The sequence below is a fragment of the Deinococcus soli (ex Cha et al. 2016) genome (genome assembly GCF_001007995.1).
Classification (GTDB): Bacteria; Deinococcota; Deinococci; order Deinococcales; family Deinococcaceae; genus Deinococcus; species Deinococcus soli.
On the sequence record NZ_CP011389.1, the window covers coordinates 266,800 to 288,924 of the forward strand.

General features: G+C 70.0%; 23 protein-coding genes. 9 read left to right on the forward strand and 14 right to left on the reverse strand.

What is annotated here, in order from left to right; genetic code table 11:
• Window positions 1-218: 218 nt before the first annotated feature.
• The 6 genes from SY84_RS01285 to SY84_RS01310 all read right to left on the reverse strand — a co-directional run bounded on the left by SY84_RS01285 (window position 219) and on the right by SY84_RS01310 (window position 6,508).
• Window positions 219-1,922, reverse strand: a complete 1,704-nt coding sequence (locus tag SY84_RS01285; RefSeq protein ID WP_046842478.1) for a VanW family protein — start codon at window positions 1,920-1,922, stop codon at window positions 219-221.
• A 362-nt stretch (window positions 1,923-2,284) separates the two neighbouring features.
• The gene (locus SY84_RS01290) at window positions 2,285-3,535 is read right to left on the reverse strand and encodes an acetylornithine/succinylornithine family transaminase (protein WP_046842479.1); all 1,251 of its coding nucleotides are present in this window, start codon (window positions 3,533-3,535) and stop codon (window positions 2,285-2,287) included.
• A 244-nt stretch (window positions 3,536-3,779) separates the two neighbouring features.
• Window positions 3,780-4,670 carry a DMT family transporter gene (locus SY84_RS01295; RefSeq protein ID WP_052750995.1) on the reverse strand — a complete coding sequence of 297 codons (891 nt, stop codon included), beginning with the start codon at window positions 4,668-4,670 and terminating at the stop codon, window positions 3,780-3,782.
• Window positions 4,667-5,290, reverse strand: a complete 624-nt coding sequence (locus tag SY84_RS01300) for a pyridoxamine 5'-phosphate oxidase family protein (RefSeq protein ID WP_046842481.1) — start codon at window positions 5,288-5,290, stop codon at window positions 4,667-4,669. The genes SY84_RS01295 and SY84_RS01300 overlap by 4 nt, the downstream gene beginning before the upstream one ends.
• A complete protein-coding gene (locus SY84_RS01305; RefSeq protein ID WP_046842482.1) occupies window positions 5,287-5,907 on the reverse strand; it encodes a DJ-1/PfpI family protein in 621 nt (206 codons plus the stop codon). Before SY84_RS01305 ends, SY84_RS01300 begins: the two co-directional genes overlap by 4 nt.
• A 133-nt stretch (window positions 5,908-6,040) precedes the next feature.
• Entirely contained in the window at window positions 6,041-6,508 is a 468-nt protein-coding gene (locus SY84_RS01310; protein ID WP_046842483.1) for a GNAT family N-acetyltransferase, read from the reverse strand.
• 17 nt (window positions 6,509-6,525) lie between these two features.
• Here SY84_RS01310 and SY84_RS01315 point away from each other — a divergent pair, with 17 nt between their 5' ends.
• The 5 genes from SY84_RS01315 to SY84_RS01335 all read left to right on the forward strand — a co-directional run bounded on the left by SY84_RS01315 (window position 6,526) and on the right by SY84_RS01335 (window position 10,807).
• The gene (locus SY84_RS01315; RefSeq protein WP_052750996.1) at window positions 6,526-8,043 is read left to right on the forward strand and encodes a PLP-dependent aminotransferase family protein; all 1,518 of its coding nucleotides are present in this window, start codon (window positions 6,526-6,528) and stop codon (window positions 8,041-8,043) included.
• Between the two features lie 8 nt (window positions 8,044-8,051).
• The gene (locus SY84_RS01320) at window positions 8,052-8,420 is read left to right on the forward strand and encodes a hypothetical protein (RefSeq protein ID WP_046842484.1); all 369 of its coding nucleotides are present in this window, start codon (window positions 8,052-8,054) and stop codon (window positions 8,418-8,420) included.
• A 91-nt stretch (window positions 8,421-8,511) separates the two neighbouring features.
• Window positions 8,512-8,844 (forward strand): hypothetical protein, encoded by a 333-nt coding sequence (locus SY84_RS01325; protein WP_046842485.1) that lies wholly within the window; start codon window positions 8,512-8,514, stop codon window positions 8,842-8,844.
• On the forward strand, window positions 8,841-10,004 hold the full coding sequence (locus SY84_RS01330) for a glutathionylspermidine synthase family protein (RefSeq protein ID WP_046842486.1): 1,164 nt from the start codon (window positions 8,841-8,843) through the stop codon (window positions 10,002-10,004). Before SY84_RS01325 ends, SY84_RS01330 begins: the two co-directional genes overlap by 4 nt.
• Complete coding sequence (locus tag SY84_RS01335) at window positions 10,001-10,807, forward strand: ion transporter (RefSeq protein WP_046842487.1); 807 nt, start codon at window positions 10,001-10,003, stop codon at window positions 10,805-10,807. Before SY84_RS01330 ends, SY84_RS01335 begins: the two co-directional genes overlap by 4 nt.
• 57 nt (window positions 10,808-10,864) lie before the next feature.
• On the opposite strand, the gene SY84_RS01340 is transcribed toward SY84_RS01335, so the two are convergent.
• The 4 genes from SY84_RS01340 to SY84_RS01355 all read right to left on the reverse strand — a co-directional run bounded on the left by SY84_RS01340 (window position 10,865) and on the right by SY84_RS01355 (window position 16,036).
• Window positions 10,865-11,422: a cob(I)yrinic acid a,c-diamide adenosyltransferase gene (locus SY84_RS01340; RefSeq protein ID WP_046842488.1), complete on the reverse strand. Its 558-nt coding sequence runs from the start codon at window positions 11,420-11,422 to the stop codon at window positions 10,865-10,867.
• A gap of 92 nt (window positions 11,423-11,514) precedes the next feature.
• On the reverse strand, window positions 11,515-13,017 hold the full coding sequence (gene malQ / locus SY84_RS01345; protein WP_046842489.1) for a 4-alpha-glucanotransferase: 1,503 nt from the start codon (window positions 13,015-13,017) through the stop codon (window positions 11,515-11,517).
• 272 nt (window positions 13,018-13,289) lie between these two features.
• A complete protein-coding gene (locus SY84_RS01350; RefSeq protein WP_046842490.1) occupies window positions 13,290-14,594 on the reverse strand; it encodes a S1C family serine protease in 1,305 nt (434 codons plus the stop codon).
• Window positions 14,595-14,716: 122 nt separating this feature from the next.
• On the reverse strand, window positions 14,717-16,036 hold the full coding sequence (locus SY84_RS01355; RefSeq protein WP_046842491.1) for a S41 family peptidase: 1,320 nt from the start codon (window positions 16,034-16,036) through the stop codon (window positions 14,717-14,719).
• 169 nt (window positions 16,037-16,205) lie between these two features.
• On the opposite strand from SY84_RS01355, the gene ftsE reads away from it, so the two are divergent.
• The 4 genes from ftsE to rpsP all read left to right on the forward strand — a co-directional run bounded on the left by ftsE (window position 16,206) and on the right by rpsP (window position 19,811).
• Window positions 16,206-16,889 (forward strand): cell division ATP-binding protein FtsE, encoded by a 684-nt coding sequence (gene ftsE, locus SY84_RS01360; protein WP_046842492.1) that lies wholly within the window; start codon window positions 16,206-16,208, stop codon window positions 16,887-16,889.
• Between the two features lie 133 nt (window positions 16,890-17,022).
• A complete protein-coding gene (locus SY84_RS01365; protein WP_046842493.1) occupies window positions 17,023-17,886 on the forward strand; it encodes a cell division protein FtsX in 864 nt (287 codons plus the stop codon).
• A gap of 131 nt (window positions 17,887-18,017) precedes the next feature.
• Window positions 18,018-19,424, forward strand: a complete 1,407-nt coding sequence (locus SY84_RS01370) for a murein hydrolase activator EnvC family protein (protein WP_046842494.1) — start codon at window positions 18,018-18,020, stop codon at window positions 19,422-19,424.
• Window positions 19,425-19,562: 138 nt separating this feature from the next.
• Window positions 19,563-19,811, forward strand: coding sequence for a 30S ribosomal protein S16 (gene rpsP, locus SY84_RS01375; RefSeq protein WP_046842495.1), 249 nt, complete (start codon window positions 19,563-19,565; stop codon window positions 19,809-19,811).
• Window positions 19,812-19,920: 109 nt separating this feature from the next.
• Here rpsP and SY84_RS01380 read toward each other — a convergent pair whose 3' ends face one another.
• The 4 genes from SY84_RS01380 to SY84_RS01395 are packed head-to-tail and all read right to left on the reverse strand — an operon-like array spanning window position 19,921 to window position 22,085.
• Window positions 19,921-20,376 (reverse strand): divergent PAP2 family protein, encoded by a 456-nt coding sequence (locus tag SY84_RS01380; protein WP_046842496.1) that lies wholly within the window; start codon window positions 20,374-20,376, stop codon window positions 19,921-19,923.
• A complete protein-coding gene (folD, locus tag SY84_RS01385) occupies window positions 20,360-21,250 on the reverse strand; it encodes a bifunctional methylenetetrahydrofolate dehydrogenase/methenyltetrahydrofolate cyclohydrolase FolD (RefSeq protein ID WP_046842497.1) in 891 nt (296 codons plus the stop codon). The genes SY84_RS01380 and folD overlap by 17 nt, the downstream gene beginning before the upstream one ends.
• Complete coding sequence (gene nusB, locus SY84_RS01390) at window positions 21,247-21,738, reverse strand: transcription antitermination factor NusB (RefSeq protein WP_046842498.1); 492 nt, start codon at window positions 21,736-21,738, stop codon at window positions 21,247-21,249. The genes folD and nusB overlap by 4 nt, the downstream gene beginning before the upstream one ends.
• A complete protein-coding gene (locus tag SY84_RS01395; protein WP_046844840.1) occupies window positions 21,735-22,085 on the reverse strand; it encodes an Asp23/Gls24 family envelope stress response protein in 351 nt (116 codons plus the stop codon). Before SY84_RS01395 ends, nusB begins: the two co-directional genes overlap by 4 nt.
• Between the last annotated feature and the right edge of the window lie 40 nt (window positions 22,086-22,125).

Below are 22,125 nucleotides of genomic sequence, written 5' to 3' on the forward strand. Positions count from 1 at the left end.
AGTACGCCTAGCCTCGGACTCCCCCGATGCTAAGAAGTACCACCACAATCGCCGCGCTCATGGCCCCACCATAGGCCCCGGCCTGAACCGGGTGCAAGGCGCGTCTAGACCGCCGGGCGTTCCGGCCCGAGGAACAAACGGCCGTTCGTGTGGTGCGGTGAACGTCAAAAGTTGATGGTTGATGGAATTGAACTCCATCAACCATCAACTCTCGACTATCAACTCCTGGGTCCGGTTTCGTACACCGCCTGCCAGGCCTTGTACACGGTGCTGACCTTGTCGGTGCGCACGCCACTGGCGTCCTTGATGGTGCGGGTGATGTAGAGGCTGTACCCGTCGGAGGCCCAGTCGACCTGCCGGACCACGCCGGGGCGCAGGGCGGTGTTCACCACGTACTTGGGGGCGGGGTGCGGCACGCGCGAGGTGATCACGGCGGGGCTGACGGTCACGGTCCGCTGCGGCTTGACGCCCCAGACCTCGACGGTCAGGGTGCTCCTGGCGTTGTCATTGTTCGCCTTGATCAGGATCGGGGCGGTCGTGTCGTTCTTCAGGCGCAGGTCCAGGCCCGGGTCGTACACGGCGGCCTCGAAGCCCACCTGCGGCTCGTAGTACCCGACGCGGTAGGAGTGCTGGTTGCGTTCGATGACCGGCAGGCCCGCCTGGTACAGCGCGCGGAACACGGTGGTGCTGACCTGGCACACGCCGCCGCCCAGGCCGTCCACGGTGCGGCCCCCACTGATGATCAGGCCGCCCACGAAGCCGTTCGAGGCGTCGATGCCACCCAGGGAGTTCAGGAAGCTGAAGACCTCCCCGGACGGCACGACGGCGCCGTTGATCTTGGCGGCGGCGTTGGCGACGTTCGTGCGGCGCGCGGCGCTGCTGCCGTAGTACGTGCTCTTCCCAACGGCGATCAGCTGAAGCTTGTCCGCGGCGGGCAGTCTGTCGATGGTCAGGGTGGGCTGATCGGCCTTGCTGGGGAACACCACGGTCTTCACCGCGGGGTCCAGCACCGCCTTGCGGAACAGGGCGTACGCGGCGGCGCGGTCCGTGACCAGTCCGGCCTTCTCCTTCGCCTTGACCAGCTTGCCGCCCTGCAGGACGTAACGGGCATTCAGGGCGGGCTGGTCGATGGCGTCGGTCAGGCGGCCGAACGCGGCTTTGAGGGTCTTCTCGTCGGGTTCGATGCCGCTGTCGCGCACCCAGTACAGGTCCGCGACCTGCAACGCGGTCAGGCCGCCCTTGCGGGCCGTGCCGCTGAGGGTCACGGTGAAGGGCCGGGCGATGGCGTTGCCCTGGTCCACGTAGGTCTTAAGGGTCGCGGCCGTGAGTTTCGCGGGGGTGGCCTTCAGCGCGACCTTCAGGCTGGTCAGGCTGGGCGTGGCGACGTAGGTGTTCACGGCGCCGGTCACGTCGGCGCTCAGGCCGGGCGCGTCGGCCTTCACGGCGTAGCGTTTGCTGACCTTGTCGAAGTACACGCTGGCGTTCCTCGGGGCCGTGTTCAGCCCGGCGGTCAGGGTGGTGAGGGTGGCCCGGGCCTTCGCGGGGTCCACGGCGGCCGTCAGGGGGATGTCCTGGGTGGGCGCCTGACCGATCATGCCCTGAAGTTTTTCCAGCACGCCGCGTTCCTGGGTGATCTTCAGGGCAGCGTCCACGCTGGTCTGCGCGTCGGCGTGCCAGCCGAGTTTCTCGGCGCCGAGTGTCCAGGTGTTCTTTCCGGCGGTGACGGTCACCTGCGGTGGGGTCGCGGCGCGGCTGCCCACAGCGGCCAGGGCCTGCTCACGGGTCATGCCGCTCACGTCCGTCCCGGCGATGCGCAGGCCGGGGGCGAGGGTGGTGGTGTTCTGCGTGGCGGCAACCGCGAGCGCTCCCCCCACGAGGAGCGCGACGGTTCCAGCGGTGATTCCTGCGGCCCAGACCTTCATCGCAGGCAGTGTAAGGAAGTTCACGCGCCCGTGATTGAGGATTGTGCACGTTCACTGGACAGATTGAGCTTCATGAAGTCTCCGTCAGACTCAGGGGCTCCATCCGTCCGATCCAGCTGGACAAAGGGGGCCGGTCCGCTCCCACAGCTTGCTCGTCCCCCAGTCTGACGCTGTACCTGGGCCCAAGGCGCCTCTCATCAAATCTGCAATCTCATCCATTCAGGTCACCCGCCCCCGGTCAGGACCACCCCCCTGCCTGCGCGACCACGCGGCTGTGACGGCTGGCCGGGGCGCGCGCCCGGAGGAACAGACACAGCCCCACGCCGACCCGGCCGGGTCGGCGTGGGGCTGGGCCGCTGATCTTACTCGGTCTGGGTCTGCTCCTTCTGCGCGGCGGCCAGCTCCGCCTGACGCTCGGCGCGGGGATTTACGCTGTTCAGAACCCGTTCGAACGCGGCCACCACCGTGTCGATCTGCTCGCGGCTGATCGTGACCGGCGGCAGGAACCGCACGACCAGTGGTGTCGCCTGGAGGGTCAGCACCCCTTCCTCATGTTCCAGCGCGTGGATGTAGGGGGCGCTCTTTTCTTTCAGTTCCACACCGATCATCAGGCCCAGGCCGCGCACCTCGCGGATCTTGGGGCTCTGGATCCCGCGGAGTTTTTCCATGAAGTACGCGCCCTTCTCGCGGGCCTGCTCGGCCATGCCCTCGCGTTTCATGGCGCGGATCGCGGCGACCCCGGCGGCCATCGCCAGGGGGTTCCCACCGAACGTGCCGCCGTGCCCCCCGGCGGGCATGCGGTCGGCGACGTCGGCGGTCATCACGAACGCACCGATGGGCACGCCGCCCGCCATGGCCTTCGCCAGGGTCATGCCGTCGGGGACCACGCCGTAGTGCTCGGCAGCGAACATCTTCCCGGTGCGGCAGAAGCCGGTCTGGATCTCGTCGAGGATCAGCAGCGCGCCCTTCTCCTGCGTCAGGCGGCGGGCCTCCTGGATGAATTCGGGGCTGGCAGGGCGCACGCCACCCTCGCCCTGCACGGGTTCGAGGATCACGGCGGCCGTTTCATCGGTGATCGCGGCGCGCAGTTCCTCGATGTTGCCGTACGTCACGAAGTCCACGTTGCGGTTGTCCACGGCTTCACCGAAGGGCTCGCGGTACTTGGGTTCCCAGGTGAACGCCAGCGCACCCAGGCTGCGGCCCGAGAAGCCGCGCTTCATGCTCACGAACCGCTTGCGGCCCGTGGCGGTGATGGCAAATTTCTTCGCGGCCTCCATGGCCTCGGTGCCGCTGTTGCACAGGAACACCCGGTCGAGCCCGGCGGGGGTCACGCCGACCAGTTCGGTCAGGAACTCGGCGCGTTTGTCGTTGGGAAGGCTCTGGGGCATCACGAGCAGGCGCTCGGCCTGATCCCTGATGGCCTTCACGACGTCCGGGTGGCAGTGACCGATGTTCGCCACGCCATACCCGGCGACGCAGTCGATGTACGAGCGGCCCGACTCGTCCCAGACGACGCTGCCCTGCCCGCGGGTCATGACGACCTCGTGCTTGCCGACCACGCGGCTATCAAACTTCAGTTCGGCTTCGAGCCACTTGCTCTGGGTTGAGGTCATGCGGGGAGTCCTCCGTGCGGGGGTGGAAAGAGGGGCGGGGTGATGTGAACTGGCCGCGCGGGAGCGCAGGCGGGATGCGACAGTGTAGGCCCTGCGGCCCGGTCAGGTGCCCGGGTGTCCAGGGGACACGATCATGGCACGCGGCAGGTGGACAGGCGGGTTCTCCTGGCAATCGGCAGGAGTCGGTACGAGAGGCTGTGATCCTGAGCCCGTCAGCTCTGGGCAGACCGCGCCTCCGCGACCCTCACAGTTCAGAGCTCACAGCCCCCGGAACGCGTTTCGCGCGGGGTGGCAGGTTGATCAGGCCCAGCCCCGCGAGCACCACGAGCACCCCCAGCACGGACATCGGCCCGACGGGCTCCCCGGCCAGCGCGGCCCAGCCCAACCCCCAGACGGGCAGGGCGTACGTGACGGCGGTGACCTGGGTGGGGCTGACGCGGGCCAGCAGGCCGTAGTACAGCAGGTACGCCAGTCCGCTGCCGACCACGCCCAGGAAGAGGGCGGCACCCACGGCGGTCAGGGTCAGGGGGGCAGGGGCAGGGCCGATCAACGCGACCGGGAACAGCATGACGCTGCTGAGACCCAGCTGCGTGGTGGCCAGCCCTACCGGGTTCAGGCCGCCCAGGGTGCGTTTGGCGATGGTGGTGGCGATGGCGTACCCCAGGCTGGCGAGCAGCAGGATGATCACGCCGTGCAGCGTGGCGTGCCCGCCGCCCAGCCCGCCCGACACCGTGAGGGCCACGCCGCCGAGGCCCAGCAGCACGCCGCCCAGCGTCAGGCCACTCAGGCGGGTGTCGCGCAGGGTCAGGCCGATCAGCAGCGCGAACAGGGGCGTGGTGGCGTTGATGATCGCCGCGATGTTGCTGCTCACAGTCTGCTCGCCCCACGCGAAGAACGACCAGGGAATCACGTTGTTGAACAGCGCGACCAGCAGCAGCGGTTTCCACAGCCGGGCGGGCGGCAGGGTGTGGCGGCCCAGCCGCAGCGCGAGCAGCAGCACCGCCGCGCCGAACACGGAGCGTAGCAGCGCCACCCACACGGGCGGGAACACCTCGCCGCTCAGGCGGATGAGCAGGAACGACACGCCCCAGAACGCCGAGAGCAGGAACATGTCTAGTGCGTCGCGGCGAGTCACGCGCGGCTCCCCGGCAGGAAGGGCGCGGCGAGGTGAGGGGGCAGGGCGGGCCAGCCCGCCTCCTGCGCGGCGCCGTCCGCCCAGTTCTCCTTGCCGCTCCAGCGCTCGATACTCAGGGCGTAGACGGCGGTGCGGGCCAGATCGGCGTCCGTGATGGGCCGGGTGTGCGTGCCGACGCGCAGGCCAGGAAACACCCGCTCGCTGAGGGTCGTCAGGGCCGCGCGGGCATCCTCGCCGTGCAGGAGGCGGGCCGTGCCGAACACCATGGCGCTGCGGTACTGCACGCTGAGTTCCAGCGGGGAATTGCTGGGCAGCAGCGCGCCGGTCTCGGTGACCTCGAAGGTCGCGGGGTGGCCCTCTGCCTCTGCCTGCTCGGTGTTCGCGCGCAGGCGGCCCACGACATTCGTGTGGTACACGAGGTCACGCGACCCGGGCCGGTACGCGAAGGCCAGCGGGGTCACGAAGGGCCACACCCGGCCGTCTTCACCCCGGTACACGGTCGCCACGCGGCCCAGCGGCACCCGCAGCAACAGATCCTCGATCCAGGCGTCGTCCCGGCGGTTCTGCGGGCGGCGGCTGACACTGGGGTCGCGCTGCGCGGGGTCGTAGAAGCCGCTCACGCCGTCACCCCATCCAGCAGTCCCTGGCCTGTCGGGCGGAATTCCATCTGGCGGGCGGCGCGGTCCGCCAGCGCACGCGAGTGCAGCCGCCCGACGAGGTGCAGGGTCATGTCGATGCCCGCACTGATCCCACCCGACGTGACCACCGCGCCCGTGTCCACCCAGGCGACGTCCGGCACGACCGTCAGCGCCGGGAACCGCACCTGAAGGTCCGCCTGATCCTCCCAGTGGGTGGTGACGCGCCGGCCGTCCAGCAGGCCCTCAGAGGCCAGCAGGAACGCACCGGTGCAGATCGAGGCGAGCACCTCCACCCGCGCCGATTGCGCACGCACCCACGCACGCACGCGCGGGTCGGCCAGGGGGGCGTCCATCACGCCGCCGGGCACGATCAGCACGTCCAGCGGCGGGTGATCGGCGAGGGTGGCGTGCGGGAGCACCCGGAACCCCCCGCGCCCGATCGCCGGGGCATCGGTCGCGCCGATCAGGACCGGCTGGAAGGGCGCCGCCTCGCCGTCGCGTCCGGCCAGTCGCGTGGCGACACTCAGGACCTCGAAGGGACCGCCGAGGTCAAGGACCTCGATGCCGTCGAAGATCAGGATGCCGACGGTGCGGGTCATAGCAACTCCGATTGAATGGTTTGCAAAACCAGCTCAATCCGAGCGGATGCGAGCGGGAGCAAAGCGGAGTCCGGGCGTGGAGTGAGCCACCCGGTGGTGTTCCGGGTTGTGAACGCAACAGACGGATGCCGCGTCACGCCGTCCCCCGACCCAGCGGGAGGCTGAAGTGGTACGCGGTGATGTTCATTCCGGCGCGGTGGTACAGGCGGTGGGCGGCGTGGCGGGTCTCCCCCACCCCGGCGTCGAGGTGGAGTTCCGCGCAGTCCAGGTCGCGGGCACGGGCGTCCAGCCAGTGCAGGAGCGCGCGGGCGTGGCCGCGCCCACGGAATTCGGGGAGGGTGCTCAGGTCGTCCACGTACAGCGTGCGTCCGGCGTACAGCAGGTGCATGACGCGGTATCCGGCGACGGCGGCGGCCTCCTCGCGGCCCGGTTCGAACGCGCCGACCAGCGCGTAGCCCTCGGGCCCGGTGGCACTCAGGAAGGCGCGCAGGGTGTCCGGCGTGGCGGTGTGGGGCGAGTCGGGCCGCAGCGTGCGCAGGGCCGGAAGGGCCGTCTGCGCCTGCGCGGGCGGGATGGGTCGGAGGTCACGGGCGTCAGTCATGGGCGTAGAGTAAGGACATGGTGGCCCCCGTGAAAGCTCCACTTTCTGCTCATACCCGGGGGCCACTGCCCGCCCGGACGGATGAACTGCCGTTTCCGCTGGACCTGCGCCGCGACCAGACCGAGGCGTTGCACGCGCAGCTGGCCCGGCAGATCCGCGAGGCGGTCCTGTCGGGGCTGCTGCCGGGGGGCACGCCACTGCCCGGCACGCGGACGCTGGCGCGGACGCTGGGAGTCACGCGGGGCGTGGTGGAGGCGGCGTACGCGGAACTGCTCGCGGACGGCACCGCGCAGGCCGAGGTGGGGCGCGGCACCCGCGTGCGCGACGAGACGCCCGCCCCCGTCCCGGACGCCCCGACGGGGGCAGCAGGTGTTCCCGCGTGGCTGCCGGGTATCCCGCCACTGCCGGTGGACGGCCCAGACCCGCGCCCGGGTCTGGACTTCCGGGTGGGCGTGACCGGGACCGCCACCCTGGACCTGCGGGCGTGGCGGCAGGCCTGGTCGGATGCGGCCCGCGAACCCGTCAGCGGGGACTACGCCGACCCGGCGGGCGAGCACCGGCTGCGGGCGGCCCTGGCGGCGTTCGTGGGGCGGCAGCGGGGACTGGGCGCGCAGGCCGAGGACGTCCTGGTGACGGGCGGGACGCTGCACGCCCTGAACCTGATCGTGCGCTCGGTGCTGCCGCCGGGGTCGCGGGTGCTGATGGAGAATCCGGGGTACCGCGCGGCGCGGCAGGTGCTGCTGGACGCCGGGCACGAGGTCGTTCCCGTCCCGGTGGACGGCGACGGCCTGATCGTGAACGCGGACACGCCAGCCGCGCGGCTGGTGTACGTGACGCCCAGCCACCAGTTCCCGCTGGGGGGCCGCATGTGCCTGCCCCGGCGGCTGGCGCTGCTGGAGTGGGCGGCGCGGCACGACGCGCTGATCGTCGAGGACGACTACGACGGCGAGTTCCGCTACGGTGCGCCCCCGCTGCCGCCCCTGGCCGCGCTGGCGGCGCAGACGGGCGCGGGAGGGCGCGTGCTGTACCTGGGCACACTGAGCAAGGTGCTGACCCCCTCGGTGCGGACGGGGTTCGTGGTGGCGGCCCCGCCGCTGCTCTCGCGGCTGGTGCGGGCGCGGACGCTGCTGGACTTCGGGCCGCCCGTTCAGGTGCAGGCGGCCCTGACGCACCTGCTGACCGGCGGGCACGTGGACCGCCACATCCGCCGCTCTCGTCGCTGGCACGCGCAGGTCCGCGCGGCGCTGACTGAATCGCTGGACGGTCTGGAAGGCGTGGCGCACCTGGGCGGCATCGAGGCGGGCCTGCACGTGTGCTTGCACCTCCATCCGGCCATACCTGCCCGGGACGTGGCGGCGGAACTGGCCGCACAGGGCGTACATGTCACCCCCCTGGACACCTACACGCTGGGCGAGGCACCGAACGCGCTGCTGCTCGGTCACGGCGGCCTGAGTGCCGCGCAGGCAGGCGCGGGCGGGCGGGTGATCGCGGGGACCCTGCGAAGTTGTGCAACCCGAGCGCGACTCGCGCCGTAATGTGACGCATGAGCAAGTCCTTCACCCTGCCACTGATGGCGGCGCTGCCCGTCCTGCTGGCCTCCTGCGGGAACGACCTGGACCGGTATTCCCGCACCAGCTACAGCAGCTATGAGCAGTGCCTGATCGCCAACCGCGTCCTGATCGACCGGGGCCTGAGCAACCCCTGCGTGTACCGCACGGGCGGCGGGTACTACGGCCCGTACGTGCGGGTCGTGAGCGGCACCACCCGCTACGTCGGCTACGACCGCCTGGGCAAGGTGTCCGGCGCGGGCCTGACGTACGACAGCAAGCGCGGCTCGTACGGCAACTTCAAGGCGCCCGTCAGCCGGGGTGGCTTCATGTCCGGCAGCCGCTCGGGCAGCTTCGGCGGCTGAATCTCCGTCCACCCGTCCCACTCTTTCTTTGCGTGCTCCCCTACTGGCGCGCGCCGGAGCCCCCATGCCCAGAGAATTCAGCCTGCCCCTGATGACCGCCGTCCTCCCCGCCCTGATCGCGTCGTGTGCGAATCAGCCCGCGCAGCAGGTCAACCAGCCGTACGCCCAGTACGGCGCGCAGACCGTCCCGGACGGCTGTGAACTCGAACTCGACGGAGAGATCGACTGCGACCACGACAGCGTCAAGCTGAAGACCGGGAAGAGCACGAGCAAGGTGGCCAAGGCGGTCGTGGCGGGTGTCGCGGCCCGGACGGCCAGCCGCACGACCTCCACGCAAAGTGTGAACTCTGCGTCGGGCGTGTCGCGGGGTGGGTTCACCACCTCGGCCCGCGCGAGCAGCACGGGCAGCGGGTACGGCGGATGATCCGGCGCACCGTGACACCCCGCCCGGACTGGGAGGCGCGGCTGCGCGAGGTGGGCTTCACGTGGTTCGCTCCCACGCCCGAGCATCCGGTGCCGTACTGGAGCGAGGACGGGTACTACGCCTTCACGACCGACCAGATCGAGCAGATCCGGTCCGCCAGTCAGGAACTGACGAACCTGGTGCTGGAAGCGACCGGGCACGCCATCGAACGTGGGCGGCTGGCGGAACTGGGCATCCCGGCGTTCCTGCACAGCGCCGTGCGGGACTCCTGGGAACAAGATGATCCGACGGTGTATATGCGCCTGGACCTTGCCTACGACGGCCACAGCGGCGTGAAGCTGCTGGAGGTCAACGCGCAGACCCCCACCAGTCTGCTGGAGGCGGCGGTCAGTCAGTGGCAGTGGCTCGAAGACCAGCAGGCGCGCGGCGAGCTGCCCGCAGGGGCAACCCAGTGGAACACCATTCATGAGGGCCTGACCGAACAGTGGGCGCACCTGAAAGCCGCGCGGGGCGTTCATGAGGTGGCCTTCTCCAGCGCCCGCGTCGAGGAGGACGCCGCGACCGTCACGTACCTGCGTGAACTGGCCGGGGCAGCGGGCCTGCGCACGTCATTCATCTTCACCGAGGACCTGGGCACCAGTCCCACCGAACCCTACCTGCTGGACACCTGGAGTCTGCCCATCCGGGGGCTGATGTGGCTGTGGCCGTTCGAGTTCGCGTGGGAGTCCCGCGACTCGGCGTTCCTGGCGAGCACCGGCACGCGCTTCATCGAGCCACTGTGGAAGGCCGTCACCGGCAGCAAGGGCCTGCTGGCGCTGCTGCACGAGCTGAACCCCGGGCACCCGAACCTGCTGCCCGCCACGCTCACGTCCGGCGCGCTGGGGGCGGACGTGGTGCGCAAGCCGCTGTACTCCCGCGAGGGACAGAACGTGCAGCTGCCCGGCGAGGCCAGCACGCCCGGCGCGTACGCCGACCTGCCCGTGGTCGAGCAGGCGTACACCGAACTGCCCACCGCGCAGGCCCCGGACGGCCCCAGGTACCCGGTGCTGGGCGTGTGGGTCGCCGGGGATGAGGTGTGCGGCCTGGGCATCCGAGAGGGACGCTCACGCGTGACGGACAACCGCGCCACCTTCGCGCCGCATGTGGTGCTGCCCGGATGAGCGCGCCCAGGACCTTCCGGGAGAACCTGCACTCGTTCCTCGATCCGAGTGACGGCGCGGGCCCCGCCGAGCGGCTGTTCAATGCGCTGCTGGTCACGCTGATCCTGCTGACGATCGCCGTGACGATCCTGGGCACCGTCCCGGACGTTGCGCGGGAGTATGGGCCGGCCATCCGTGCGTTCGACTACGTGTGCGCGTTCGTGTTCGGCCTGGAGTACCTGGGGCGGCTGTACGTCACGCCGCTGCGGCCCGGCTTCGACGGCACCCCCCGTTCGTACCTGCGGTACGCGACCTCGCCACTGCCGCTGATCGACCTGCTGGTCCTGATCTCGCTCATGGTGCCTGCCACAACTGCCCTGGCCAGCCTGCGCGGCCTGCGCCTGCTGAAACTCCTGAGCCTGCTGAAGCTGGGCCGGTACTCGGACTCGCTGCAACTGATCGGGCGGGTCATCCGCCAGCGGACCGGGGAACTGCTGTCCACCGTGCTGATCGTGCTGGTCCTCGTGTTCATCGCCGCGAGCCTGCTGTACCAGGTGGAATCCAGTGCGGGGACCAAGGGTTTCGAGAGCATCCCGCAGGCACTGTGGTGGGCCGTCGTGACCCTGACCACCACCGGGTACGGCGACGTGTACCCCGCCACGCCGCTGGGCAAGGCCGCGGCTGGACTGATCATGCTGTTCGGGGTGGGCATGGTGGCCCTCCCGGCGGGCATGATCGCCAGCGGCTTCGCCGAGGAACTCTCGCGCCTGCGCCAGCAGGAAACGGTGGCCTGTTGCCCGCACTGCGGCAAGGCGCTGGAATAATTCAGGCATGAAGGCGAGCAACGGTCAACTGCCGTCGCTCCCGTGTCATTCACTCGTTCAGCGGCGGCCCTTGACCAGCCACGCGTGTTCCCCGATCCCGGCGGCCTGGTTCGCGGCGCGGGCCATGACGAACAGCAGGTCCGACAGGCGGTTCAGGTACACCTGCACGTGCGCGTTGGCGTCCTCCTCGTGCAGGAGGCGGATCACCTCGCGTTCGGCGCGGCGGGCGACCGTGCGGGCCACGTGCAGGCTCGCGGCGACCGGAGTGCCGCCGGGGTGCACGAAGCCCGTGAAGGGTGGCGCGCCTTCCTGGTAGCGGTCGATCATCGCCTCGATGAACGCGGTGTCCTGCTCGTCCATGCGGCTGATCTTCTTCTCGTACGTGGTGCCGCTGCGGGTGGCGAGGTCGGCCCCGACATCGAACAGGGCGTTCTGGAGGTACTCGAGGTCGGCGTCCATCTCGGCACTGGGGCCGTGCGCGCGGGCCACGCCGATGGCGCTGTTCAGTTCGTCCACCGTGCCGTACGCTTCCACGCGGATGTTCGCCTTGCTGACGCGGTCCGCGCCGTACAGGCCGGTCGTACCGCCGTCCCCCGTCTTCGTGTAGAGCTTCATGCCCCACAGGGTAGTGGATGGTGAACGGTTGATGGTTGAGAGGAGGTGGTTCGCCTCGCTATCAACCATCAGCTGTCAACCGTTCCCGCTCCTTACCGTCCGGTCGCCTCGGTCAGGTCCCGCAGGCTGCGGGCGAGGTCTGGGCGGAGGTCAGCCGCGGCGTACCGCCAGGTCCAGTTGTGCTGTCCCGTCGTGCCGGGGAGGTTCATGCGGGCCTCGGTGCCGAGGTTCAGCAGGTCCTGGAGGGGCACGACGGCCAGCCGGGCGCGGCTCTCGAAGGCCATGCGGGTCAGTTGCGCCGCGAAGGTGTCCTCGGTGGGGTCGCTGCTGGTGTACACGCGGAAGTTGTGCCGTTCGAGTTCGTCGGCGTTCCGCCACCAGCCGCGCGTGGTGTCGTTGTCGTGCGTGCCGGTGTACACGACCTGGTTCTCCCGGAGGTTGTGGGGCAGGAAGTCGTTCACGCTGAAGTCCCCGCCACCGAACGCGAACTGGAGGACGGCCATGCCGGGGAAGTCGAAGTCGTCGCGGAGTGTCTCCACGTCGGGCGTGATGACGCCCAGGTCCTCCGCGATGATCGGCAGGGTGCCCAGGGCGTTCCGGACGGCCTCGAACATCTCGTGCCCCCTGGCGGGCATCCACTGGCCGTGAATGGCGGTCTCGGCGGGGAACGGGATCTCCCAGGAGGCCGCGAAGCCCCGGAAGTGGTCGATGCGGATCACGTCGAACAGTTTCAGGCTGCCCTGGAAGCGCTTGATCCACCACTGGTAGCCGTCCCTGTCCATGACGTCCCAGTTGTACAGGGGGTTGCCCCACAGCTGCCCGGTCTCGCTGAAGTAGTCCGGCGGGACGCCCGCGACGACGGTGGGCTGGCCCTGGTCATCGAAGTAGAACTGGTCGCGGTTCGCCCAGGCGTCGCTGCTGTCCATGGCGACGAAGATCGGGATGTCCCCGATGATCTCGATGCCCTTCTCGGCGGCGTAGCGGCGCAGGACCGTCCACTGGCGGAAGAACAGGAACTGGATGAACTTCACCCGTTCGATCTCTTCTTTCAGGCGGGTGCGGGCGCTGGCGATCACCTGGGGGTCGCGGTCGCGGGTGCCGGGTTCCCAGGCGTTCCAGGGCAGGCCGCCGTGGGCGTTCTTCAGCGCCATGAACAGGGCGTAGTCGTCGAGCCAGTCGGCTTCCTCGGCCTTGAAGGCGTCGAAGTCGGGCTTCAGGTGCTGGGCGTCCCCGAAGGCGTAGCGGGCGTAGGCGCGTTCCAGCATCTGGTTACGCCACACGTACTGCTGGCCGAAGTCGACCTTGCCGGGGTTGAATTCGGGCAGGACGTTGAAGTCCTTGTCCTCCAGCAGGCCGTGTTCGCGCAGGGCGTTCAGGTCGATCAGGTAGGGGTTCCCGGCGAAGGCGCTGAACGCCTGGTAGGGGCTGTCGCCGTACCCGGTGGGGCCCAGGGGCATGACCTGCCAGTACTTCTGGCCGGCCAGGGCGAGCCAGTCGACGAACGCGCGGGCGTACTGGCCGAGTTCGCCGATTCCGAAAGGGCCGGGAAGGCTGGTGGGGTGCAGCAGGACGCCGCTGGATCGTGGAATGGTCATGGAAGGGGAGCCTCCGGTGGAACGGTCGTGGAACGAGAGTGGAAGTGATTCCAGTTAACAGGTCAAATAGTACAGTCCCACACCGTTCCCGGCATAGCGGCGCGCCGCTCACGGCCCTCATGTGCCCAGACAGGCCGGACAGCGGGGTGGGCGGCGCAGCAGGGAGCGGCCTCCTGGCTTCCATGAGAAAGCGGCTGACACGGCAGTCACGTCACAACTCAGGGGCAATCTGAGCTGGTCGAGACTGCCGTGGTGAACCTGGGCCGGGGAACTTACTGCCCCTGCGCGTCCTCGCGCTGCGCGGCGGCCGCCAGATCGAAGGCCTTCAGGGTGACCTTCACGTCACGCGGCTGCCCGTCGCGGATGACGGTCAGGGTGACGGTCTCGCCGATCCTGCGGCTGATGATCTGCTGCGGCAGCTCCTCCACGCCCGTGATGGGCTGGCCGTCCACGGCGGTGATCACGTCGCCGGGCAGGGTGGTGCGCTCCCCGTTGGACTCGTCGGTGACCGTGCGGCTGCCCTTCAGACCGGCGGCGGCGGCGGGGCTGCCCTGGTACACCCGGCCGATCAGGACGCCCTGGTCGGGCAGCTTGGCCTGCTTGCGCTCGTCGGCACTCAGGCTGGCCACGTCACCGATGCCGACGCCCAGGCTGGGCGTCTGGATGACGGTGCCCTTCCCCGCCTGCAACTCCGGCAGGAGTTTCTTGACGGTGTTCACGGGGATCGCGAAGCCCACCCCGGCGCTCTGGCCGATCCCCCCGGTGAGGATCTGGGTGTTCACGCCGATGACCTGCCCGGCGCTGTTCAGGAGTGGGCCGCCGCTGTTGCCGGGGTTGATGGCGGCGTCGGTCTGGATGACGTTCTGGTTCACGCCCTTCGTGCCGACCGGCACCTGCCGTTCCAGGCTGCTGATGATGCCCTCGGACACGCTGAAGTCCAGACCGAACGGGGCGCCCATGGCGATGGCCTTCAGGCCCACGTCCAGCTGGTCGCTGTCCCCCAGCGGCAGCGCCCGGATCTCGCTGCTGGGCACGCCCTCGGCGCGGATCAGGGCGAGGTCGAAGTCCGGCGCGCGGGCGACGACCTTCGCCGTGTACGTCTTCTTGCTGCCGTGCAGGCGGACCGTGATCTCGCTCGCGCCCTCCACGACGTGGTTGTTCGTGATGATGTCACCGCTGCCCGTCACGAAGAAGCCGCTGCCGGTCCCGGTCTGCTCCTGCCCGCCACCATCGCCGAAGCCGAAGGGGAGCTGCTGCTGGAGGCGCTGGCGCAGCTGGGCCTGGGCGCTGCTGCTGTCGCGTTCCGTGACGCTGATGTACACCAGGCCGTCGCGGCGCTCCCTGACGACCTGCACGGTGTTGGCCTCGGATTCCGTGCGGGCCCGGGCGCTGTCGTACGGCTGCGCGAGGGTCTGCACCATCTGCCCCTGGCGGGCGGGCGCGCCGGTCGTCGCACTCTCGGCCGGGGCGGGCGCCGCGGTGGTGGGTGTCTCACTGCGCTGGTGGATGTCGTAGCCGACCAGACCGCCCAGGACCAGGGAGCCGGTGAGTGCCAGGATGGACAGGGTCTTGTTCATGCGCGCAGTCTGCCCACGCGGGGTTACACATCGGTTAAAACGCGGGTGGGGCCGTCTTCAGGAACGGCAGGGAGTGGCCCCCAGTCTGGAGAACCGCCCCCCGCTGTGCCGTGATGGACGGATTACTGCCCGAGCACCTCGATGGCCTTCTTCAGGATGGCGTCGCCCTGCACGTCCACGACGGCCTCGCCCTGCTGGGCGCTGCGGGTGGGGCGCTTGACCTCGCCGGTGTAGCTGAACTTCCCGTCCTTGTCGGCGGTGACGGTCACGGGTTTGCCCTCGAGAGTCAGGGTGAGGGTCTCGCCGGGTTTCACGCCGCTGCCGCTGAAGTTCACGGGAGTGGTGTAGCGGGTATCCTTGACTTCAATGTCGGGCGTGACGCCCTTCTTGTGGATCTGGCGGCCCTTGGGGGTCAGCCACTCGTTGGACACGATGGCCGCCTTGCCGCCGTCGGGCAGGGTGATGGGGGTCTGCGCGACGCCCTTGCCGAAGGTCTGCTCGCCGATGACCTGCGCGCGGCCCGTGTCCTGCAGCGCGCCGGACACGACCTCGCTGGCGCTGGCGCTGTTCTTGTTCACCAGGACGACCAGTTTGCCGGTGTAGTCGGTGGGGCGGTTGGTGGCGCTGCCGAACACCTGGGTGTTCTTCGCGCGGTCGCGCAGGCTGACGATCGGACCGCTGCCCAGGAACTGGTCGGCGACGTCCACCCCGGCGTTCAGCAGGCCGCCGCCGTTGTCGCGCAGGTCCAGGATCAGTTTCTGCACGTTCTTCTTCTTCATGTCGGCCACGGCGGCGCGGAACTGCTCGCTGGCCTTCTCGTTGTAGAAGGTGTTCAGCGCGATGTACCCGACGCCTCCGGGCAGCACGGTGGATTCCACGCTGACGATCTGCACCGGCTGGCGTTCCATCTTCACGGTGTACGGCTTGCCGTCGCGGGCGAAGGTCACGTTGACCTGGGTGCCCTTCTCGCCACGCACGAGACGCACGATCTCGTTCAGTTTCGCGCCGGTCACGTCCTTGTCGCCGATCTTCAGGAACACGTCCCCGATCTGCACCCCAGCGGTGGAGGCCGCGCCGGTCTTGAAGACGTTGTCGATCTTCCCGCCGGTGCCGTCGGCGTTCGCGGCGACCAGCGTCACGCCGATCCCGTAGAACTCGCCCTGGAGGTTCGCGGCGTCGATGGCGTTGTCCTCGGGTTCGCTGTAGTACGTGAATTCGTCGCCCAGGCTGCCCAGCGCGCCGGTGATGGCGCCGCGCAGCACCTTGTCCTGATCCACGGGGTACAGGTAGTAGCGGTTCAGGTCGTTCAGCACCTGAATGAGGCTCTTGCCTTCCTTGCTGCTGCTCAGGTTCACCGGGGTGTACCCGCCCAGCTGCGCGTAGGCGACAGCGGCGGTGGCGGCCAGCGCGGCCCCCACGACAGTCATGCGTTTGGCGTTCACGCCGCTCAGGATAGAGCGCGGCGGTGAAACGAACGTAAGCGTCTTCCGGGTCGCGAGCGGGCTGGGCAGGCAGGCGTTCATGGGCCAGGCGCGCCCCTGGGCTATCCTGGGCGGCAAGCATGACCAAGCGCATCCACTTACCGCCTCTTCACCTTCCGGGGGAAGCGGCGTGATCGATTTCAAGCACGTGACCCTGGAGTACCCCGTGACCCGCACCCTCGCGCTGGATGACGTGTCCCTGAACATCGGCAAGGGCGAGTTCGTGTACCTCGTGGGGCATTCCGGCGCCGGGAAGAGCTCCTTCATGAATCTGGTCCTGAAGCGGGCGCTGCCCAGCCGGGGCGAGGTGCGCGTGGCGGGCGAACCGCTCTCGGCGTACCGGGGGCGGCGCACGTCCATCCTGCGCCGCCGCATGGGCACCGTCTTCCAGGACAACCTGCTGCTGCCGCACCTGAACGCCTTCGACAACGTGGCGTTCGCGCTGCGCGTGACCGGCGTCCCGCAGCGCGAGTGGCCGCAGCGGGTCACGGCGGCCCTGCGGACCGTGGGCCTGGAACATAAGAAGTACGCGCTGCCGCTGCAACTGTCGCTGGGCGAGCAGCAGCGCGTGGCCATCGCGCGGGCCATCGTCGGAAACCCGCCGCTGCTGCTGGCGGACGAACCTACCGGGAACCTCGACCCGGACAACAGCCGCGAGGTGCTGAAGGTGCTCCAGAACGTGAACCTGCGCGGCACGACCGTGATCGTCGCCACGCACGCCAAGGACCTCGTGGAAACCTTCCGGCACCGCACGCTGACGCTGCGCAAGGGCAAGCTGGTCCGCGACGACCCGTATGGCGGGTACGCGCTGTGATACGGATTCCGTTTGTTCCGTTCACAACCCGGGGAAGCACCGGGTTGCCAACCCCACGTCCGGAATCCGATCTGCTCCTCCTCGCATCCGCTCGGATTGAACGGTTGAAAGCAACCATTCAATCGGAGTGCGTATGAAGTACCACCTGAGGCAGGCGCTGCTCGCCATGCGCGGCAACGTCACGGCCACCCTGGCCACGCTGATGACCATGACCCTAACCCTGCTGATGCTGGGCTTCGTGCTGCTGCTCACGCTGAACGTGAACCGCACCATCGAGCAGCTGGAGGGGCAGGTGGAGGTCGCGGCGTTCCTGGCGGGCGACGCGCAGGACGAATCGCTGCTCGCGCAGGCCCGCGCGATCCCGCAGGTCCGTGACGCGCGACTGGTCACGAGCACGCAGGTGCTGACCGAGATGACGCAGGACTCCCCGTTCGCGCGGGACGCGGCCGCGCTCGTCGGGAACCCTTACCCGGACACGCTGCGCCTGCGGGTGGCCCGCGTGGAGGACACCCGCACGGTCGCCGCGCAGGTCGCCGCGCTGCCCGGCGTGGACGACGTCGAGTACGGCGCCGGGTACGTGGACACCACTGTGCGGACCCTGAGTGCCGTGCGGCTGGCCGGGTACCTGCTGGTGGGCCTGCTGCTGCTGGGCACGCTGTTCAACATCCTGAACGCCGTGCGGGTCGCCATGTACGCCCGCCGCGACGAGATCAGCGTCATGCGTCTGCTGGGCGCCACGCGCGGCTTCATCCGCATGCCGCACGTCCTGGAGGGCCTGATCGTGGGCGCCCTGGCCGCGGCCCTGGCCCTGGCGATCCTGACCCCGGCGTACCTGAGCCTCACGCAGCGCGTGCAGCAGCTCGCCCCGGTCTTCCCCGTCGTGCGCGACCCCGGCACCCTCGCCCCGCTGCTGGGCGGCGTGGCCTGCCTGGGCATCCTGATCGGGCTGCTGGGCAGCGTGTTCGCCACCCGCCGCTACCTCCAGGAGCTGGAGTGACACGGTTTCCGATTGAATGGCTTACAAAGCCGTTCAATCCGAGCGGAGCGAGTGGGAGAAAAACGGGTTCCGGACGTGGAGTTGGCAGATCGGTGATCTTCCGATCTGTCAACGAAACAAACGGAATCCGTATGGGGGCCGCCCGCGCGCTGGCACTGACGCTGCTGCTGGGCGTCGGGAGCGCGCAGGACACGAGCACCCGCCTGGACCAGCTGCAACAGCAGCTTCAGGAGCAGCGGCAGCTGAGCGCCCAGAAGGCCCGTGAACTCGCCGCGGCGCGCGCCCGCATCCAGAACCTGACCGCGCAGCAGCGCCAGACCCTCACGCAGCTGGACGACCTCGCCCGGCGCACCGCGACGCTGGAGAACGAACTGGCCACCGTCACCGCCCGCGTGGCCCTCGCTCAGCGGCAGCTGACCGACACCACCGAGCAGCTGACCGTCACGCGCGCCCAGGTCGAGCGGCTTCAGGGAGACGTGCGCGAGGTCATGCAGCTCATGTACCGCCAGCGCAGCGGGCAGTACCTGCAGCTGCTCTCGCAGGCGCGTAGCCTCCCGGACCTGCTGATCCGCCTGCGGTACACCAACATGGCCGGCGAGTACCAGACGCAGGTCCTGGCCGGCCTGCGCGCGCAGGCCACCGCGCTACGCACGCAGGAGCAGGCGCAGCGGCAGCAGACCGCCGAACTGAAGAAACTCCAGGCGCAGCGGACCGAGAAACTCGGCGCGCTGCGCGCCCAGCGGCAGCAGCAGAACGCCCTGCTGGCCCGGCTGCGGACCAGCGAGCAGGGCCAGCGGACCCTGGCCGCGCAGCGCGCCGCCGAACAGGCCCTCGCCGCGCAGCAGGTCGATCAGCTCGTCGGGCAGGTCGTCGCCGAGCGCGCCCGCCTGGAGGCCGAGCGGCAGCGCCGCCTGGAAGAGGAACGCCGTCGACGCGAGGAGGAGGCGCGCCGTATCCGCGAGGCGCAGGAACGCGCGCGGCAGGAGGCGCTGCGTCTGGCGCAGCTGCGTCAGGCGCAGGCGGCCGCCGCGGCCCGGCAGGCCCAGGCGGCCCGCGCCGCGCAGCTCCAGCGGGACCAGCAGGCGCGCGCCGCGCAGCTGGAACGCGAGCGGCAGGCCCTCGCGCAGCGGCAGGCGCAGGTGCAGCAGGCCCAGGCGCAGGTCGAGCAGCAGCTCGCACCCCTGCCGCCCGTCAGCGGCCCGGCGGGTTTCCCGCTGCCCGGCGGGCGGGTCCTGGCCGCGTACGGCGCGAACGGCGCCCCGTGGGTCGTGCTGACCGGCGCGTCCCAGGTGGTCGCCGCCGAGGGCGGGAACGTCCTGGCGGTCACGTCGTACGCGTCGCTGGGCTGGGTGGTGCTGATCGATCACGGCAGCAGCGTCAGCGCGTACCTGGGTCTGCGCGACCCGCTGATCAGCGTGGGCAGCCGCGTGGCGCGCGGCACCCCGCTGGGCGCGGTGGGCGGCAGCTCGATCATCGGGCCGGGCAACATGGCCTTCCAGCTCCGGCAGGGCGGGCAACCGGTCGCGCCGCGCTTCTGACCCCACCCGGCCCTTGCTGCGGTGCGGGCCGGTCTGATACTCTTCTTCGGTGCGCTTACCGGTTGGCTGCTGACGGGCGCATTTCCCCGTGATCCTAGCGGGAGCTTTACCCTCAAATACCCCAGTTGGAGAACTACCATGGTCAAGATTCGCCTGTCCCGCTTCGGTTCCACCCACAACCCCCACTACCGCATCGTCGTTGCCGACGCGCGCCGTCCCCGTGACGGTGGGTACATCGAGAACCTGGGCCACTACGACCCCCGCAAGACCACCGAGAACTACCTCAAGGTGAACGTCGAGCGCGCCCAGTACTGGCTCGCCAACGGCGCCCAGCCCACCCAGACCGCCCGCCGCCTGCTCAAGAGCCAGGGCGTCAAGGTTTCCTGAGTTCCGCTCCACGGAACATGAAGCCCCCCACGTGGGGGCTTTTTCGTTGTTGCGTGCAGGATAGGCGCGCCGCCCGCAGTGGATGCCGGGCGGCGCGTGGCCTGGGCGGTCAGCGGCTGAAGGCGATGAACCCGGCCGCCACGCCGAGCAGCGTCCCGACAAGCACCTCCAGGTAGGTGTGGCCCAGCAGCACCCGCAAGGGCAGCGGCGCGAAGCCCTCGCGGACGACGGCACGGAGTTCCTCGACGAGGTCGTTCAGCAGCCGGGCCTGCTGGCCGCTGCTGTGGCGCACGCCGGTCGCGTCGTACATGACGATCAGGGCGAACACGGCACTCGCGGCGAACAGCGGGCTGCCGACGCCCTCGGTGATACCGACGCCGGTGGTGAGCGCGGCGACCATCGCGGAGTGGCTGCTGGGCATGCCGCCGGTCTCCATGAACGCGCCGGGGCGCCAGCGGCGTTCGATCAGGAGGATCAGGAACACCTTGAGAAGCTGCGCGGCGGTGCTGCTCAGGACGGCCACCCACAGCCAGCGGTTGCTCAGCAGGTCAGCGAACGAGTTCACCGGTGACCTCGGGCTGGACGTGCTGGCGTTCGGCGGCGATGACGGTGTTCATCAGGAGCTGCGCGACGGTCATGGGGCCGACGCCGCCGGGCACGGGCGTCAGGGCGCCCGCCACGTGCGCCACGTCCGGGTGGACGTCGCCGGTCAGTCGTCCCTTGCCGTCCTCGGTGGGGACGCGGTTGATGCCGACGTCCACGACGGTCGCGCCGGGGCGGACCATGTCTGGCGTGATCAGGTGGGGCTGTCCGGCGGCGACGATCAGGATGTCGGCCCCTCGGGTCACGGCGCCCAGGTCGGGCGTGACGCGGTGGGCCAGCGTGACGGTGGCGTCGGCGTTCAGCAGCAGGCCCGCGACGGGGCGGCCCACCAGGGCGCTGCGGCCCACCACGACCACCCGCGCGCCGCGCACGGTCACGCCGTGGTGCGCCAGCAGCGCCATGATTCCGGCCGGGGTGCAGGGGCGCAGCCCCTCGTGGGCGTTCCATAGTGCCCCGGTGTTCGCCGGGTGCAGGCCGTCCACGTCCTTGGCGGGATTCACGGCCAGCAGGACGGGTTCGGGGTCCAGGTGGGCGGGCAGGGGCAGCTGCACCAGGATGCCACTGACGGCCGGTTCGGCGTTCAGCGTGCCGATCAGGGCCAGCAGGTCCGCCTGGGTGGTGTCCCCCGGCAGGGCGTGCACGTGGCTGCTCAGCCCGACCTCCGAGGCTTTCTTCGCCTTCCCGCGCACGTACGAGACACTTGCAGGGTCCTCTCCCACCCGCACCAGGGCGAGGTGGGGGGGGCGGGGCAGGCGCGCGGCGCGGCGGCGGGCTTCGTCCAGCAGCGCGGCGGCGGCGGGCGGCCCGGCGAGGACCTGCGCGGTCCCCTGGGTCACTCCTGCGGCTCCTCGCGGGGCGCGGCCCTTTCGTTCAGGCTGCGGCTCAGGCCCGCCAGGACGCCGTTCACGAAGCGGCCGGAGTCGTCCCCGCCGAACTTGCGGGCGATGCGCACGGCACTCTCGATGACGGGCGGGTGGGGTTCGGGGGTGTACATCATCTCGAAGGTCGCCAGGCGCAGGACGTTCAGGTCGGTCTGGGCCATCTGGTCGAAGCTCCAGCCGCGGATGGTGCGGCGCAGCGTGGCGTCCACGTCGGGGCGGGCCGAGCCGATGCCCTGCACGAGTTCCTGCGCGAAGGCCAGCGCCTCCTCGCTGAGGGTGGGGTAGGTGTCGTCCCCGCCGCGCATGCTGCCCTCGGCGCGGGTGAAGACGCTCTGCATGGGGAGGTTGCCCCGGTCGGCCTCGAACAGCACGCGGAACGCGAATTCACGCGCGGCGCGGCGGGTGCCGACGGGCGCGGCGGCCTTCTCGCGGCGGCGGGTCACGCCTGACCGCCCTTGGGCACGCAGACGTTCTGCACGGTGACGTTCACGGCGCGCACGCGCAGCCCGGTCATGAGTTCGATGTTCTCCCGCACGGCCTGCTGGACCTTCTCGGCGGTGCCGGTCAGGCTGCGGCCGAACTCGATGTTCAGGCCGACGTCCACGGTGACGTCCTGACCCTCGCGGGTGACCTTCAGCGCGCGGGGTTTGCGGCCGGGCGTCTGGGTGCGCAGCACCTCGCCGACCTTCAGGGGCGTGGTGGCGACCTCGGTGCCCTCGATGCCGTCCAGGGTGGTGGCGGCGATGTCCATCAGGACGCTCTTGCTGATCTCGACTTCGGGTGTTGCCATGCTGGTCTTGCCTCCGGGTCGCGCGGGATGGACGCGCGAC